The 15,028-nt window shown below is 59.0% G+C and carries 13 protein-coding genes; 7 read left to right on the forward strand and 6 right to left on the reverse strand.

The genetic code is table 11. The features are described 5' to 3' along the window. The first annotated feature begins 90 nt into the window (after positions 1-90). Positions 91-1,161, forward strand: coding sequence for a tRNA 2-selenouridine(34) synthase MnmH (gene mnmH / locus G3M56_RS10870; protein ID WP_164365595.1), 1,071 nt, complete (start codon positions 91-93; stop codon positions 1,159-1,161). 241 nt (positions 1,162-1,402) lie between these two features. Here the strand turns inward: mnmH and G3M56_RS10875 are convergent, their stop codons facing one another. From G3M56_RS10875 to G3M56_RS10885, 3 genes are all read right to left on the reverse strand, one after another. Beyond that, on the reverse strand, positions 1,403-2,113 hold the full coding sequence (locus tag G3M56_RS10875) for a GH25 family lysozyme (RefSeq protein ID WP_164365596.1): 711 nt from the start codon (positions 2,111-2,113) through the stop codon (positions 1,403-1,405). 577 nt (positions 2,114-2,690) lie between these two features. Continuing rightward, the gene (locus G3M56_RS10880; protein WP_164365597.1) at positions 2,691-3,122 is read right to left on the reverse strand and encodes a hypothetical protein; all 432 of its coding nucleotides are present in this window, start codon (positions 3,120-3,122) and stop codon (positions 2,691-2,693) included. 666 nt (positions 3,123-3,788) lie between these two features. Further along, a complete protein-coding gene (locus tag G3M56_RS10885; protein ID WP_164365598.1) occupies positions 3,789-4,256 on the reverse strand; it encodes a hypothetical protein in 468 nt (155 codons plus the stop codon). Positions 4,257-4,397: 141 nt separating this feature from the next. Between G3M56_RS10885 and G3M56_RS10890 the strand changes: the two genes are divergently transcribed. The 5 genes from G3M56_RS10890 to argS all read left to right on the forward strand — a co-directional run bounded on the left by G3M56_RS10890 (position 4,398) and on the right by argS (position 10,177). After that, entirely contained in the window at positions 4,398-4,934 is a 537-nt protein-coding gene (locus G3M56_RS10890) for a DUF5069 domain-containing protein (RefSeq protein ID WP_164365599.1), read from the forward strand. 285 nt (positions 4,935-5,219) lie between these two features. After that, positions 5,220-6,722, forward strand: coding sequence for a hypothetical protein (locus tag G3M56_RS10895; protein WP_164365600.1), 1,503 nt, complete (start codon positions 5,220-5,222; stop codon positions 6,720-6,722). A 300-nt stretch (positions 6,723-7,022) separates the two neighbouring features. After that, positions 7,023-7,460: a deoxycytidylate deaminase gene (locus G3M56_RS10900; protein ID WP_235203397.1), complete on the forward strand. Its 438-nt coding sequence runs from the start codon at positions 7,023-7,025 to the stop codon at positions 7,458-7,460. Between the two features lie 410 nt (positions 7,461-7,870). After that, positions 7,871-8,335 (forward strand): PTS sugar transporter subunit IIA, encoded by a 465-nt coding sequence (locus G3M56_RS10905; protein ID WP_164365601.1) that lies wholly within the window; start codon positions 7,871-7,873, stop codon positions 8,333-8,335. 84 nt (positions 8,336-8,419) lie between these two features. Next, a complete protein-coding gene (gene argS / locus G3M56_RS10910) occupies positions 8,420-10,177 on the forward strand; it encodes an arginine--tRNA ligase (RefSeq protein ID WP_164365602.1) in 1,758 nt (585 codons plus the stop codon). A 142-nt stretch (positions 10,178-10,319) separates the two neighbouring features. Here the strand turns inward: argS and G3M56_RS10915 are convergent, their stop codons facing one another. The 3 genes from G3M56_RS10915 to G3M56_RS10925 form a co-directional block, all read right to left on the reverse strand. Further along, the gene (locus G3M56_RS10915; RefSeq protein ID WP_164365603.1) at positions 10,320-11,279 is read right to left on the reverse strand and encodes a calcium/sodium antiporter; all 960 of its coding nucleotides are present in this window, start codon (positions 11,277-11,279) and stop codon (positions 10,320-10,322) included. Between the two features lie 31 nt (positions 11,280-11,310). Then, the gene (locus G3M56_RS10920; RefSeq protein ID WP_164365604.1) at positions 11,311-12,000 is read right to left on the reverse strand and encodes a zinc metallopeptidase; all 690 of its coding nucleotides are present in this window, start codon (positions 11,998-12,000) and stop codon (positions 11,311-11,313) included. Between the two features lie 144 nt (positions 12,001-12,144). Next, a complete protein-coding gene (locus G3M56_RS10925) occupies positions 12,145-13,605 on the reverse strand; it encodes a tetratricopeptide repeat protein (RefSeq protein ID WP_164365605.1) in 1,461 nt (486 codons plus the stop codon). A 285-nt stretch (positions 13,606-13,890) separates the two neighbouring features. Here G3M56_RS10925 and fbaA point away from each other — a divergent pair, with 285 nt between their 5' ends. Beyond that, positions 13,891-14,922, forward strand: a complete 1,032-nt coding sequence (gene fbaA, locus G3M56_RS10930) for a class II fructose-bisphosphate aldolase (RefSeq protein WP_164365606.1) — start codon at positions 13,891-13,893, stop codon at positions 14,920-14,922. Positions 14,923-15,028 lie beyond the last annotated feature (106 nt).

Raw genomic sequence — 15,028 nt, forward strand, 5'->3', positions numbered from 1 at the left:
AGCCCACAGCTTTCCCGACGGCCGTTCCGAACGCGGAGCCACACCAACGTCCCAATCTCCAATCACTAGTTCCCAGTAACTACTCCGCCCATGACTCCCCACAAACGCATCGATGCCTCTGACATCAGCCACCTCAGCCCGGCGGCCGATGAGATCATTGACGTGCGTTCGCCTGCGGAGTTCGCGGAAGACCACGTGCCTGGCGCCATCAACCTGCCGGTGCTCAGCGATGCCGAGCGCAAGGAGGTCGGCACCATCTACAAACAGGTGTCCCCATTTGAAGCCAAGCGCACCGGCGCAGCACTCATCACCGCCAACATTTCCCGCCATCTGTCAGCCCATTTCGCTGACAAACCGCGCGACTACAAACCCGTCGTCTACTGCTGGCGCGGCGGCCAGCGGTCCCAAAGTCTCGTCACGATTCTCCAAGCCATCGGCTGGTACGTGCGCATCGTCGACGGTGGATACAAAGCCTACCGCGCCACTGTCATGGAGGCCAACAAGAGTATCCCACCCACCTTGCGTTTCGTGGTCGTGGGCGGCCTCACAGGGTCAGGTAAAACCAAGCTACTCCACACCATGGAGCGTGCCGGTGCCCAAGTGCTCGACCTCGAAGGTCTCGCCCACCACCGGGGCTCGCTGCTCGGCGACTACCCGGACGGCCAACCCCACCAGAAGTCCTTCGAATCCCGCATCGCCGCGGCGCTCCAATCGTTCTCCCCGGACCACCCGGTTTTCGTCGAATCTGAAAGCTCGCGCATCGGCAAGATCCACGTTCCCGACGGGCTGTGGGAACAACTCAAAGCCTCGCCTCGCATCGAGCTCGAAGCCTCAGTCGATACCCGCACGTCCATCACCATGGACGAATACCGTGACTTCCTCGACGATCCCGAGCCGCTCATCACCAAGCTCAGCTACCTCCGCCGCATCCGCGGCAACGACATGGTAGACCAGTGGATCACCGCCGCCCGCAACTCCGACTGGATCCCACTGGTCCGCTCGCTGCTCGTCGACCACTACGACCCCAGCTACTCGCACGCCCAAAAAACAAACTACCGCGATCCAGTAGCCCGCGTCAGCCTGGCCGACCACACCGCCCCAGCCTTCGAGTCCGCCGCCCGGCAAATGATCGCCCTCGGCGAAGAACACGTCGCCAAGTAAGGCTCACGCAGAGACCACGCTATCGCTATGGCGCAAAGGATGAATAGCGCAGCGAGCTAGTCCCCAGATGCTTAGGATGAGCTAGTCCGCAGATCGCTCCGATTCCACAGATTGTTTTTTGAACCACAGGGGACTCAGAGAGCGCGGAGTTAGGCCTTAAGAGGGCCGTCCCACGAAACGAACAGCAGATCATCGGAGTTTCGATTTTCCCGGCGCCACCTCCAAACAAGGCTCGCCTCATTCAACGACCTGGGATCAGCATTGCTTCAAGTTCAGCAAGGTCTCCCCTGTAAACATTCAAATCGACCTGCCCCTCGATTCCCCTCACTCGCCCTCGATCGGTGTATTGCCAAAACACCCACGCATCCGATGCCCAATCCGGCTCACCGTTTGTCGACCGCAACCAAAAGTGCTCCACGTCGATACCAGTAAGGTAATCATCATAAAATCCGCGCACTGTGTAGATGATGGGATCCACCCCGTAATACTCCCGCAAACGTCCCCGCATCACCTCCAGCTGCTCGAAGAACTCATCGTCTTTCATGACGGCTGATTCGCGACTGAATTCCAAATCAATCACAGGAGGAAGCGCGTCATTCAGCCGAGGAACAGTGGCGATGAAATTCATCGCCTGATCCGCGCCTGAGCTCGTTGTTCTGAAGAAATGGTACGCACCTACTTTCAAGCCAGCACCCTGTGCTCCATCCCAATTGGAACGAAACCTTGGATCTTGCCAATCTGCGCCTTCCGTCGCCTTGATGAACACGAAATCGATACCTTCTGATCCAACCGAATCCCACCTCACTTCACCATTATGATGTGAAACATCGATCCCCCTCACTGGATACCGGCTCACCGACGGGGCATTCGGCACCCACCACCCGCGCCAATAGGCAACAAGGCCGACCACCACTAACATATAGGTCAGCCAGCGTATCTTCCCCCATTTCATCCGTTAAGCTATAAGCTGACACACGGTAACTCAGTCAAGCCTACGGTTTGCGCCCAGCTAGCCAAACATGGCAAAAAGCGGTTCAGCATGTTCATCGCCTCTCGGACCGCCGGTCTCCAGTCCGGCCACCACACCCATCCGAGCGCAGCGAGCTGATCCGCAGATGCATAGGATGAGCTATCCGCAGATTACTCCGATTCCGCAGATGGTTTTTTGAACCACAGTGGACTCAGAGATCACAGAGGAAGATCTTAAGTGCGCCGCCGCCCGAGAAGAAACACCGGAGCGTCGACGTCCCCGTCGACCGCCATCACGGAGCGCAGCGACCACTTCTCTCTCCTGCAAGGCGATCGCAAACCGGCCCGGGCCAAAGTGTACCTCCAGCAACCGCCCCCCTGGCTTTCCCCCCAAAAAACAGAAACTCTGTGTTTTCTGCGCCCTCTGTGGTGACACCTTCCCTACCGGCTCCGCCTTCAATCGAAAGCGGTGATCCTCACCGCACTCCCAAAATCCGCCGATAGAGAAAACCTCTGCGTCTTAGCAATCGCGTGATCACCCAAGCTCCCCGTGAGTTTGCTCAAATCCGTGGGAATCCTGGTTGCTCGAATGGAAAATCCTGGATCCATCCGCAGACACAGCTCCCCGTCCGCACCCGCGGACACAACAGAGCAATCCCTTCAATCACCACAGGAAAGAGAGCCACCGCCCACGCCCAGCCGCCCATGGCATTCCTAGAATAGTGCCAGGGAGTCGTCTTCACACCGGTTGCCACAATTCCTATCAACATAAACACCAAAGCAACCACCACGAACCAGATCGACCACCCAACCAACCGCTCCATCATCCGACCAAACTTTCCCCTGCGCACCTTGTAATGAGCTGCCTGCAACGAACGGCCACAGCAGGGACACACCTCAGGCAGTCCATGCGGCACTTTCTTCGAGGGCCCAACATCACGCCAAATCCTCCCGGAAACATCCATGGACTCGATCATCTTCAACCGCTTCATCGAGCTAGATCAAAGCAGCTCTACCACATCCCCTCCATTACAAAACCAGCCATGGTGTGGAATTCACAGCCCCCGACTTCAAGGATGCCCACCTCCTGCTAGTCCGCGGATGCAAAGGACGAGCTATCCGCAGATGGTTGGTTTGAACCACAGAGGACTCAGCGAGCGCAGAGACCTCTCGGACCGCCGGTCTCCAGTCCGGCCACCACTCCCCTCCGAGCGCAGCGAGCTAGTCTGCAGATGCATAGGATGAGCTATCCGCAGATTACTCCGATTTCGCAGATGGTTTTTTGAACCACAGTGGACTCAGAGAGACCCCTTCAGTGCGCCGCAGCACGAGAAGAAACACCGGAGCGTCGACGTCCCCGTCGACCACCATCACGGAGCGCGGCGACCACCTCTCCAGAATCGCAAACCAGCCTGGGGCAAAGAGAACACACAGCAAAAAAACACCTCTGTGTTCTCTGTGCCCTCTGTGGTGACAACATCACCTACCGGCTCCGCCTTCAATCGAAAGCGGTGATCCTCACCGCACTCCCAAAATCCGCGGGATCGGCTTTATTCAAGGACTCAAAAAACTCTGCGTCTTAGCGACTTAGAGAGGTCTCTGCGTGAGATCCAATTCCGCATCCTCCCGCTGATTTCACATTCCAGCTTTCCATTTCCCTACCCCGCCGGCTCCTTTGGCACCAGCAGCACGCGCTCGACACCGCGCTTCTCGAACTCATCCCAGTAGCGCTTTTCGCGTTGCTGGCGCAGGCGCTGACGATCCGCATCCCCCAACGCCAACCATTGCTGCTCGGTCATGTCGCGGGCGATATCGCGGTCCGTCATCCGTGCGACCAAGTCCTCCCAGAACGTCCGCTCGGCCATGTCATCGATGCATTCCTTGAAGAACGATTCCTCCTCATAGTCGCGGTTCGGGAGCCACGCCTTGGCAGCTTCATCATAGTACGCCAAATCACCACAGCCCATCTTGTCCGCCTGCGCCATCAGCTCGTCGGACACAGATTCGAAGGCACGATGCCAGCCATCCCGCCCGGGACGGTTGTGGTACTGCAACGTGTAGGTTGCCAGGTTCACCATCTCGAGAAGGGTGCGGAACTGTCGTTCACTGATCTTGACCTCAGCCATGCCCACTGATGCCCCTTCCTGCCCGTATCCGCCAATGATTTCTCACCGGCTTTGATTGACCTTTGAGGGCCTGCGGCTTACCAACAATCCGACGATCCATCGGCGCCCGCCGCCGCATCACACGATCCTTTTTTCCAAACTATGAGCCACCAACACTACACCTGGGACCAGACCTTCCGCGAGTTGTTCGAACGTTCACTCGAGCGCTACAACAGCGGCGACACCAACCTCGACAACTACTACACCACTGACGACTTGTTGTTCCTCGCCGCCATCGGCTGCAAGCCGCGCGAGTTCTTCGACTTCGTCGAGGACTACGGCGACGCCCAGACACCGTCGATCGAAACCGCAATCCTCATCGCCGCCGTGCGCCGCGACTACTTCCTCACCATCCAGCACGGCCAGGCCAGCACCGAGGAAATGAAGCCCAACGAACTACCAGGACGCAACGAGGAACTCGCCGGCCACCCATGGCTGCCGCGTATCATTCAAAAAGCACGCAACAAACTGCGCGGCGAAAACGATCCCGACATCATGTACGGCTGCGGCGGCGACCGACGCTTCCTCACCCAGTACGACATCCATCCAGCCGACTTCCTGCGCGTCGTCTGGGCCGCCGGCGACAACGACCAACGCATCATCGACTACGTCAACCAGCGCTCCGCCGGCAAAGGGTAACGGAGTAGCGGGTAGCCATTAAGGATGGGCTTTCAATGCAGCCCATTCCTTAATTCAACACGAGGCGCCCCCAACTTCCGCAAAGCCGCGAATTCTTCCCCGAGGGGGAAACGCAAACCAGCCCAGGGTGAACGGAGCCTCAAGCGACGCCACCCTGGGAAGATAAAAATCAGACACAACCGGCCAAGCGAGCGGCATCACCACCACGTATCAAGATCCCGCAGGCCGCCCCTTCCTCTCCGCCACACCAACCTCGACCCAAACCGCTAACACCCCAGCCCCCCCATGCGCCACATCCTCACCGCCATCGCCAGCCTCGCCCTCGCGTGGCCGTGCCATGGTGCCGAGCCCTACGATGTGCTGCGCATTCTAGCCAACTGGGAGTGGGAGCTGGTGGATATCGACGATCCGAGGGATGCGGATTTGCTGGTGTTTCCGAGAAATTTGGAGAACGCCATCCCTATCGAAGACGCTCTGGATCAGCTGGCGCTTAAGCACGACGAGATCGACAGCAGACTCAATGCCGAACGAGACGGGCAAGTGAGTTTCGATTGGATCGTCGCCCTTCACTTCCCCCTCTCATCTCCGGATGACCTGAAGAATCCAAAGTTGGTTCGGTTTCTGGAACTCGAGGCTTCACTCCTCGCGACCGCTGACTCACTGCTCGCCGGTCGCCCATGGTCGCTACCGCCCTCAGAGGAAATGCGCGACTGCGACTGGCGCGGCCTCACTCAAGTCATCACATCCACTCAAAGAGCCTTTTCTGCCGACTTGGTAAAAGGGCGTACAGAAGCGGCACTCCATCACATCCAACGTCTGCAATTACTCAAATCCCGCTTGGATCAACTTGAAGCACCCGATCTCATGGTTCTCATCGACTCGATGCTGGCTTCAAAAGGGATGAGCAGCACGACTTGCTATCTTCTCGAACGGCTTGAGCCCACCAACGCCAATAGAGCGGCAATCATCGAACTACGAAAACTCAACAAGAGCTCAAAAGTAGCCCGGAAAAACGTGCGTCGATCACTTCAAGGAGAGCACTTGTTTTTCAGAGCATCCGTAAACGAACTCAAGCAATCCAAAGACCCTTGGCTGGACATTTCATGGATCGGGCAAAAAGAGGGCTCCACATCTCCCCTGCTCGCAGACGCCCCCTTGATCAAAAGCCTGAGAGGCTTGAGTGCCAGCTTCTCCTTCCAGCCCAATCGCACAATTCGGCAAGCTGCTGGTCACCATCGGCAATGGATCGCGCAGTGGCACCTTCCCTGGGAGAAAATCAGAGAAGCAGAATCCAGGCTCCCCGAGACCGAGCCGCTTTCACCTGACCGGTTGTTGATAGAAATCATCAACGGAAACGGCTGCGGCGACGCATTGACTTACATCTTAACAGCCCAACGCTTCCCCCTCGTAAGGAACGTCCTGTCTACCAATTCTAGCCGCGACCTCACCCAGCTGGCGCTCGCCATCCGCCTTTACCAGGCAGACAACGACAAAGCGCTGCCGGATTCCCTGGAAAAGCTCGTCCCTGACTACCTCGCCCAACTCCCCGTTGATCCCTTTGCCAGCCGCCCCTATCGATTCAGAGTCGTTGGCGATGATTTCGTTCTGTGGGGCGTTGGCCCAGACTGTGTCGATCAAGGAGCAGTGCTCGACATGACTCCGATCACGCATTTGTTAATAGACCATCAATCCGGAGAGAGTAAACCTGTGCGAGCCCCGATAAACTTCGACAACGACATCACCCTCCGCCTCCCTATCCTGCCGAAGCCTTATCCCGCGGGCGAGTAATCTTCCCCGTGTACCCCCGCCGTAAGATCGGCTTTCGGGCAAATTTCACATCTTCGTCAAAACCACACGCTCGGCCGGTGATTGGGGATCCCCCTCAGTCCCAAGGTGACGTCGCCTGAAGCTCCTTTCACCTTGGGCTAGTTTGCTCTTCCCCTTCTGGGAAAAAACAAGAACTAGACGACAGCGAAGCTATCGTGTTCATCATGTAAATCCTGTCTCCAAAAGCCCGCCCCCACCGGCATCCAGCAGCGAGCACCTCTCACTGAAAACTTTCAACTGAACACTAGCAAACTTCTCCCCATGCCTCGCATTCAGATTCCCGAATACGCCATGGCCCTGGCTGACATGGCCTGCCTGCGCTCCGAAGATCCGTACCGTCAGGTCGGTGCGGCGGCGCTCGATTTTGAAAACCGCGTGATTGGCACGGCCTACAATGGATTGGCTCCCAAGTTCGACGCCCCCGAGGGGTTCTGGGACGACCGCGACCAGCGCCGCAAGTACATGATCCACGCCGAGGTGAACCTGTGCTCGCTCTTCAAGCGCGGCGAGGCGCGGTTGGTGGCGGTCACGGCCAAGCCGTGCACGTCGTGCATGCAGATGCTCTGCGCCTATGGCGTGAAGGAGATCTACTACCGCGACGACTACCCAGCCTCCGAGGCCGACCATCTCGCTGAGTTGTATGGTATCAAATTGCAACAGGTCACCGACTACCCGCGTGCGACGGAGCCTCAGGGATAAATCGATGAGATCTCACGCAGAGCCCCAAAGCACCCAAAGAGCCTAATTCTGCGGCGTCGCCGGTAGATTGAGTGGCCGGATTGAAGGCCTGTGCGCCGTAGGGGGACTGGCACTCAGGAGCTCCCCTTCAGAGATCCTAAAAGACTTACAGGACATGTTAATGCACCTCCGCAGACCTCCCCTTTGGGTCTTCGGGCCTTTGCGTGAGCCCATTCCTAATTCAGTGGGCGGCTCTACCTTTCACCCATAGGTCCCATCGGCCACATAAGACCTACGGATGATGCGCCGCAGCGCCCCCCGTAACGAGAGCGCATAGCAACACTTGCACATTGCACCGATCGACCGTAGGCTCCCGCCCCGTGCGGAGGTGTCCCAAACCCAACCGCCGCACAGAACTCAAGCGCAGACCCATGCAGTTGGCCAGCATTCTCACCGAGCAACACATCGTCCCCGACATGAAGTCGGAGGATCACTGGTCCGCCATCGCGGAGCTCGTGAACTACCTCGATTCCCAGAACCTGCTCGCCCAGGAGTCCGCTCCGGATGTGCTGGCAGCACTGGAAGAACGCGAACGCATGACCTCCACCGGCATTGGCTCCGGAGTTGCGATCCCACACGCGTTCTCCGAAAAGATCGACCACATCATCCCGGTTTTCGGGCGCTCCAAGACCGGCATCGACTTTGAAGCGGTGGACAACTGCCCGGTGAAGTTCGTCATTCTCTTCATCGTGCCGAAGGCGGAGTACCACATGCACCTGCAAACGCTGGCCGCCATTGCGAAAATGTTCAACAACTGCACGATCCGCAAAGATCTGATTGAAGCGCCGGATTCCGCGGCGATTTTGGAGATCCTCTCGCGCAAAGCCAGCCGCTGATCATCGGCACTAGCAGCCATCAAAACACTTTTACCGGGAGCATGATTGCTCCTGTTTTCATTTCAGCCCATACCACCGATCGCCATGCCAACGCTTCCCGCCCAACTTTCCGCAGACTTGGCCACCGCTCTGAACCAAGCCGGCATCGAATTGCCGGAAGGAGTGAGCGCCGACGTCACCGCCGCCCAGGACACCCGCTTCGGAGACTACCAGACCAACATCGCCATGGTGTTGGCCAAGTCCCAGCGCACCAACCCGCGCGCACTGGCCACCTCGATCGTGGAAAACTTCCCTGCCGAATCGATCTCGGAAACCCCACAGATCGCCGGCCCGGGCTTCATTAACTTCAAGGTCAAGCCTGAGGCATTCGCCTCGCTGGTGACGGACATCGCACGCGACACCGACGGCCGCTGCGGTATGGAAAAGGTCGCCAACCCGAAAACCATCGTGCTCGACTTCTCCGCCCCGAACGTCGCCAAGCCAATGCACGTCGGCCACATCCGCTCGACCATCATCGGCGACACCCTGGCCCGCGTCGCCCGTTTCGCCGGCCACAATGTGATCACCGACAACCACATCGGCGACTGGGGCACTCAGTTCGGCATGATCATCTACGGATGGAAGAACATCCTCGATCAAGATGCCCTCGCCGCCGACCCGATCGCCGAGTTGTTGCGCGTTTACAAAACCATCAACGACCAGTGCAAAGCTGACGAATCCGTCCGCGACGCCTGCAAACTCGAACTCGTCGCCCTCCAAGCCGGCGACGAAGCCAACCTCGAGATCTGGCAAAAGTGCGTCGAACTCTCGAAGCAGGGCCTGCAGGGCATCTACGACAAGCTCGACGTTCACTTCGACCACTGGCTCGGTGAGTCCGCCTACAACGACCGCCTCGGCCCACTGGTCGAGCGCTTGATTGATGAGAAAATCGCCGAGGAATCGGATGGCGCGATCTGTGTCTTCTTCCCGGACAACAAAGCGCTCGAAGAAAAGCCATGCCTCATCCGCAAGGGCGACGGCGGGTTCCTCTACGCCACCACGGACCTGGCCACCATCGACTTCCGCGTCGAAGAATGGAAGGCCGACGAGATCTGGTACGTGGTGGGCGCCCCACAACAGCTGCACTTCCAGCAGATCTTCGAAGTGGCCGCCAAGATGGGCCACAAAACCAACATGGAGCACATCGCCCACGGCTCGATCCTCGGGTCGGACCGCAAGCTCATGCGCACCCGCTCGGGCGACAACGTCCAGCTCACCGACGTGCTGACCGAAGCGGTCGAGCGCTCGCGTGCCATCATCGAAGAGAAGAACCCATCACTCACCGACGACGAGAAGGAGACCATTTCCGAGATCGTTGGCATCGGGTCGGTCAAGTTCGCGGAGCTCAGCCAGCACCGCATGACCGACTACATCTTCTCGTGGGACAAGATGCTCGCGCTGACCGGTGACACCGCACCGTACCTGCAGTACTCGTTCGTGCGCATCCAGTCGATCTTCCGCAAACTGGCTGAAAACGAAGGTCTCGACCAAGCCGGCATCGACACATTGCTCGCCAACGCCACCGTTGCCCTCAGCGAGGACGGAGAACTCACCCTCGCCCGCCAGCTCGGACGCTTCGCCGAGATCGTGCCAATGGTGCTCGACGGCCACCGCCCGAACCTGCTCTGCAGCTACCTGCTCGAACTCGCCCGCGCATTCCACTCGTTCTTCGAGGCCTGCCCGGTGCTCAAAGCAACCGACACCGCAACCCGTGACTCGCGCCTGGTGCTGGCCCACGCCACCGCCCGCACGCTCGAGACCGGCCTCGGTCTCCTCGGCATCCGCGTTCCGGAGAAAATGTAAGAAGTTTCCTAGTCTGCTAGTTGGCAGTTTTCAGTGGCCGTGGTGCGGAAGATTTCCCGCGCTACGGCCACATTTTTTTGAGCTCCCAATAGGTGCTCTCTATAGCTCCCATTGGCCCTATCCGTCCTATGCGGAAGCCGCCCTACGCCGTAAACGCATACACGCAGTATGCCGCGTAGCCTACCAGCAGCACCACGCCCTCGATCCGGGAGAGGCGCTTGGCGGTGATCATCATTGGGAAGATCAAAAGCGTGACACCCGCCATGACGTAGAGGTTGGTCGGGTTCATGCTCTGGGTCTCGATCGGATGCACGGAGGCCGTCGCGCCCATAATGAGCAATGTGTTGAAAATGTTGGATCCCACAGCATTGCCGACCATGATGTCGCCCTGCTTCTTGAGCGCGGAAACCACGGCGGTGGCAAGCTCTGGCAACGACGTACCGAATGCGATCAAGGTCAGACCAATGACCGCCTCGGAGACACCCATGCGCAACGCCAGCGACTGCGCGTTCTCCACCAGAAGCTTGGAGCCCAGCACCATCGCCGCGATACCCACCAGCACGAGAGCCACCAGCTTCCAAGTCGCGTGAGTCGCCTCGGTCGGCACGGAGTCCTCGAATTCTTCGAGTTCTGCCCCCTCGACCATGTGCCGCTTGCTCATCATCACCGAATTGACCACGTACACGATGATTCCACCGAACAACACAAAGCCCTCCCAGCGTGCCAGTTGACCGTCGCTGAGGAACGCGATGAACAACGCAGTGGACAGCAACAGAATCGGCATCTCGCGTTTCACTACCTGGCCATGCACCACCAGCGGCGTGATCACCACCCCAACGCCGATGATCAGGGCGAGGTTACAAATGTTCGAGCCCACAATGTTGCCCACCGAGATATCCGGCGCACCGTCGAAGGCAGCCTGCAACGACACCAGAAGCTCCGGCGCGCTGGTGCCGAACGCGACCACCGTCAGGCCGACGACCAAAGGCGACATGCCGATCTTCACCGCCAGCTCGGCGGCACCTGCCACCAGCCATTCCGCGCCATAGTAGAGCAACGCGAGTCCGGCGATCACAAAAACGATTTCAAGAGTAAGGTCCATGGTTTGGGTCGGTTTGGTGTGAAAGTGTCGGTCAACTGCGCTTCGACATCGGCAGCGCGTGCAACAAAAGCCAGCGGGTGGAGGCCACCGGCCCGCGCAAATCAAGCAATGGCGCCACATCGAGCACACTCTGCGCTAACTCAAGGTCGCTAGAATCAGCGAAGACCTTTGCGTCCGCCACCGATTTCTTGGCAATCACGACAGCGCGCAGATCGGTTGCCAGCGTCACAAAAAATACGAACAAGCCCACCGCACAAGCCGCAGCAATCAGCCACAAGGCTGCCGTGGGCTGCAACCGTCTGGCAAACAGGAACAACAAACCGAGCACAAACCCAAACCCCGGAAGCGCCGAACTCCACCGCAAGGCCTGCCGCCTCCGCCTCCACGATCCCGGGGACTTGCGCGCCACCTCGGCACGCGCCGCCTGCAACGCCGCCAGCGCCAGGGCACCAGGGCTGGCCGACTCAATCAACCGCGGCGAAAGCACGACGTGCTCCTTTTCATCGTCGTAGCTGCTCCATCCTTTGAACCATCCCTCGATCACCCCGACTTTCATCAAGCCTGCATCATTGAGCAGGGCACGACAAACCAGTCTCGCCGAACTCTTGCCGCCACGCGCAGGCTCACTCAGTGCCGCGTCGAAACGCGATCTCGCCATCCCGCCCAGCCCAACGGTCACGGCGAGATACACGAGCAGCAGAACGACAGCGAGTATGATCATCGCCGCACCATGGAAGCAGAGCCCCGCAGAAGCAAGGATGGACCACCCCGATCTCCCCGGGCCACCCGAAACAAAAAACAAGCGGCGCCTCCCGTGTCGGAAGACGCCGCGCTGAATCGATCAATGAACCACAAGGGTTCTCGGTTATTGGTCCTCGCCGCCCTTCATTGAGCCACCGAGCTTCTGCAACTCAGGCACCAGCGCCCGACCTGCCTCTCTTTGCTCGGGCGTCAGTTGCGCCTCGACCCGCTGAATCAGCTCCTGACCATCACGACGCGATGCCGCACCGATCAAGAAGTGCGCGTAGGCACGGGCCGGATCCGCTTTCACACCACGACCATCAATCAACATCGCCCCCAAGCGGGAATGCGCATCGGTCACGCCACGGGCAATCGCCTGCTTGTAAAACTCCACCGCCCGCTGCGGCTGGACCGCCACACCTTCGCCCGACTCGTGCATCACTCCGAGGAAATACATTGCCTCGCCAGATCCCGCACCAGCCGCCTGACTGAACCACGCGGCAGCTGCCACAAAGTCACGCACCATCACGCCAACGCCTTCACGATAGCGAGCTCCCATCTCGACTTGCGCCGGGATCACACCATTCACCGCCGCGGCATAGATCAACTCTGAGGCACGTCGCTGGTCTTTCTTGGTGGCAATTCCTTCGTCATAAAATGCCGCCAGGTCGTAAAGCGCCGCCGGATCCCCTAGATCAGCCGCTTTGCGCACCATTTCAAATGCACCCTTCCGCCCCTCGTCATCGGTCGCTTTTGCCATCTGATAACGGGCGACTTGGCGCATGCTGTGCGCGTCGTTCAACTCGGCGCCCTTCTGGAACCACTTGTAGGCTTCCTCGGGCGACTTCTCCATGCCGTAGCCAGACAAAGCAGCCACCGCCAACCGTCGGCATGCCACGCCGCTGCCAGCGTCGACCGCTTGTTTGTAAAGCTCGATCACTTTGGCGGAGTCTTCCTCCACCCCCAGCCCCTGACGGTAAACCGCCGCCAGAGCGAGCATCGCTTCCACCGATCCGGAGTCGACTCCACGCTCAAACAACGCCCGCGCTTTCGCCACGTCTTTCTCCACGCCACGTCCCTCGGCGTACATGCCGCCCAGCAGCACCGGTGCCTCGGTCGAGCCCTTGGCATCGGCGTCATTGAGTAACTTGAGGATGCGCTCGTAGTCCGGACCGCTGGATCCAGGACGCTTGCCAGCAAACTCCACCTTGGCCAACGCCACCATTCCCTCGACATCACCCTTCGCTACCGCCTTCTCCAACCACTGCACGCCGTCGTTAAGCACCTGCGCACTTTCACCAAACTGCACCAGCAAACTGCCGAGACGCGACATAGCCCGCACATTCCCCTGCTCCGCCGCTTTCAAATACCAATCCGCAGCTTCGTTCGGCGAGGCGTCCACGCCATCACCAGTGAGGTAACGTTCACCCACCTCAAACTGCGCCGCAGCATCACCGCCCTCCACTTTCTTCAGCAGATCGTCCATCGAGTCCTTGGCCAATGCACCACCGCTCAACATCACCAACGCGGCACATCCTGCCATCACGCGGCCCAAGCCGCCAAACATATCCTGATTCCTAATCATGCCGGAACCATCTGACATCCACCCGCCGCCGTCCATAGGAATCTACGCACAGTCCCGTCATCTACCACCACGCCTCCACTGCGGCACGGAGCCCAATCCACGCCAACAATTCAATAAGGCAAAATCCGGAGATCCCGCTGCGGATTGCCACCAAGGGGCAATGCATCACAGCCGACACTTGCATCCAAGCCAATCCAAGGGAACCTTGGGCCGACCACCTCAACGGTCTGACCTGGCTTGCAGAGACCATCCGCGGCCAGACAAACAAACAACTCATCTATCACCATGCCAGTAGCTACGCCTAAACAGTACGCCGCCATGTTGGACGCCGCCCAGAAGGGTGGATACGCCTATCCAGCGATTAACATCACCTCGCTCGCGACCGCCAGCGGTGCACTCAAGGCATTCGCAGAAGCCAAGTCCGACGGCATCATCCAGGTTTCCACCGGTGGTGGTAGCTTCGCATCCGGTACCGCTGTGGCCGACGAAGCATTCGGCGCCATCGTTCTTGCCGAAGCGGTTCACCGCCTCGCTGAGAAGTACGACATTCTCGTTGGTCTCCACACCGACCACTGCCACCCACAGAAGGTCGACTCGTTCCTCCGCCCATTGCTCGACGCATCCCGCGCTCGCAAGGCAGAAGGTAAAGGCCCACTTTTCAACTCGCACATGTTCGACGGATCGGTCGTCGACCTGGACGAGAACCTCAAGATCTCGAAAGAACTCCTCGCTGAGTGCGCCGAGCTCGACATCATCCTCGAAATCGAAGCCGGCTGCGTCGGTGGTGAGGAAGACGGTCACGACACCTCCGGCCTTCCAGCCGAAAAGCTCTACACCTCGACCGAAGACATGCTTCAGGTGTACGAGACCCTCAACGGCGTTGGCCGCTTCATGTTCGCCGCTACCTTCGGCAACGTCCACGGCGCCTACAAGCCAGGATCGGTCAAGCTCAAGCCAACCATCCTTCGCGACGGCCAGAAGGCTGTGATGGAGAAGTACGGCGAAGAAGCTGAAATGGACCTCGTGTTCCACGGCGGATCCGGATCGGAACTCTCCGACATCCGCGAAACCCTCGGCTACGGCGTGGTCAAGATGAACATCGACACCGACACCCAGTACGCATTCACCCGCCCGATCGTCACCCACGTCTGCGAAAACATCGAAGGCATCCTCAAGATCGACGGCGAAGTCGGAAACAAGAAGGTCTACGACCCACGTACCTACCTCAAGAAGGCAGAAAACAGCCTCTGCGCCCGCCTCGTGGAAGCATGCGACGACCTGCTCTCCACCGGCAAGACCATCTACGGCACCGTCTAACGCCTGCCTCAGATTTTGATCGCAAGATCAAGCACAGTCGGCGCCTCCGGATCACCCTCCGGAGGCGCCGATTTTTGTTTTATCAAACCGGCACCGGCCACAGATG

This window comes from Sulfuriroseicoccus oceanibius, from assembly GCF_010681825.2.
Lineage (GTDB): Bacteria > Verrucomicrobiota > Verrucomicrobiia > Verrucomicrobiales > SLCJ01 > Sulfuriroseicoccus > Sulfuriroseicoccus oceanibius.

Bases quoted from the DNA above. Each gene is read 5' to 3' on its own strand.
- argS (WP_164365602.1), top strand. From the start codon at position 8,420: ATGCCAACGCTTCCCGCCCAACTTTCCGCAGACTTGGCCACCGCTCTG.
- G3M56_RS10890 (WP_164365599.1), top strand. From the start codon at position 4,398: ATGAGCCACCAACACTACACCTGGGACCAGACCTTCCGCGAGTTGTTC.
- G3M56_RS10905 (WP_164365601.1), top strand. From the start codon at position 7,871: ATGCAGTTGGCCAGCATTCTCACCGAGCAACACATCGTCCCCGACATG.
- G3M56_RS10925 (WP_164365605.1), bottom strand. From the start codon at position 13,605: ATGATTAGGAATCAGGATATGTTTGGCGGCTTGGGCCGCGTGATGGCA.
- G3M56_RS10895 (WP_164365600.1), top strand. From the start codon at position 5,220: ATGCGCCACATCCTCACCGCCATCGCCAGCCTCGCCCTCGCGTGGCCG.
- G3M56_RS10885 (WP_164365598.1), bottom strand. From the start codon at position 4,256: ATGGCTGAGGTCAAGATCAGTGAACGACAGTTCCGCACCCTTCTCGAG.
- G3M56_RS10880 (WP_164365597.1), bottom strand. From the start codon at position 3,122: ATGAAGCGGTTGAAGATGATCGAGTCCATGGATGTTTCCGGGAGGATT.
- fbaA (WP_164365606.1), top strand. From the start codon at position 13,891: ATGCCAGTAGCTACGCCTAAACAGTACGCCGCCATGTTGGACGCCGCC.
- mnmH (WP_164365595.1), top strand. From the start codon at position 91: ATGACTCCCCACAAACGCATCGATGCCTCTGACATCAGCCACCTCAGC.
- G3M56_RS10920 (WP_164365604.1), bottom strand. From the start codon at position 12,000: ATGATCATACTCGCTGTCGTTCTGCTGCTCGTGTATCTCGCCGTGACC.
- G3M56_RS10900 (WP_235203397.1), top strand. From the start codon at position 7,023: ATGCCTCGCATTCAGATTCCCGAATACGCCATGGCCCTGGCTGACATG.
- G3M56_RS10875 (WP_164365596.1), bottom strand. From the start codon at position 2,113: ATGAAATGGGGGAAGATACGCTGGCTGACCTATATGTTAGTGGTGGTC.
- G3M56_RS10915 (WP_164365603.1), bottom strand. From the start codon at position 11,279: ATGGACCTTACTCTTGAAATCGTTTTTGTGATCGCCGGACTCGCGTTG.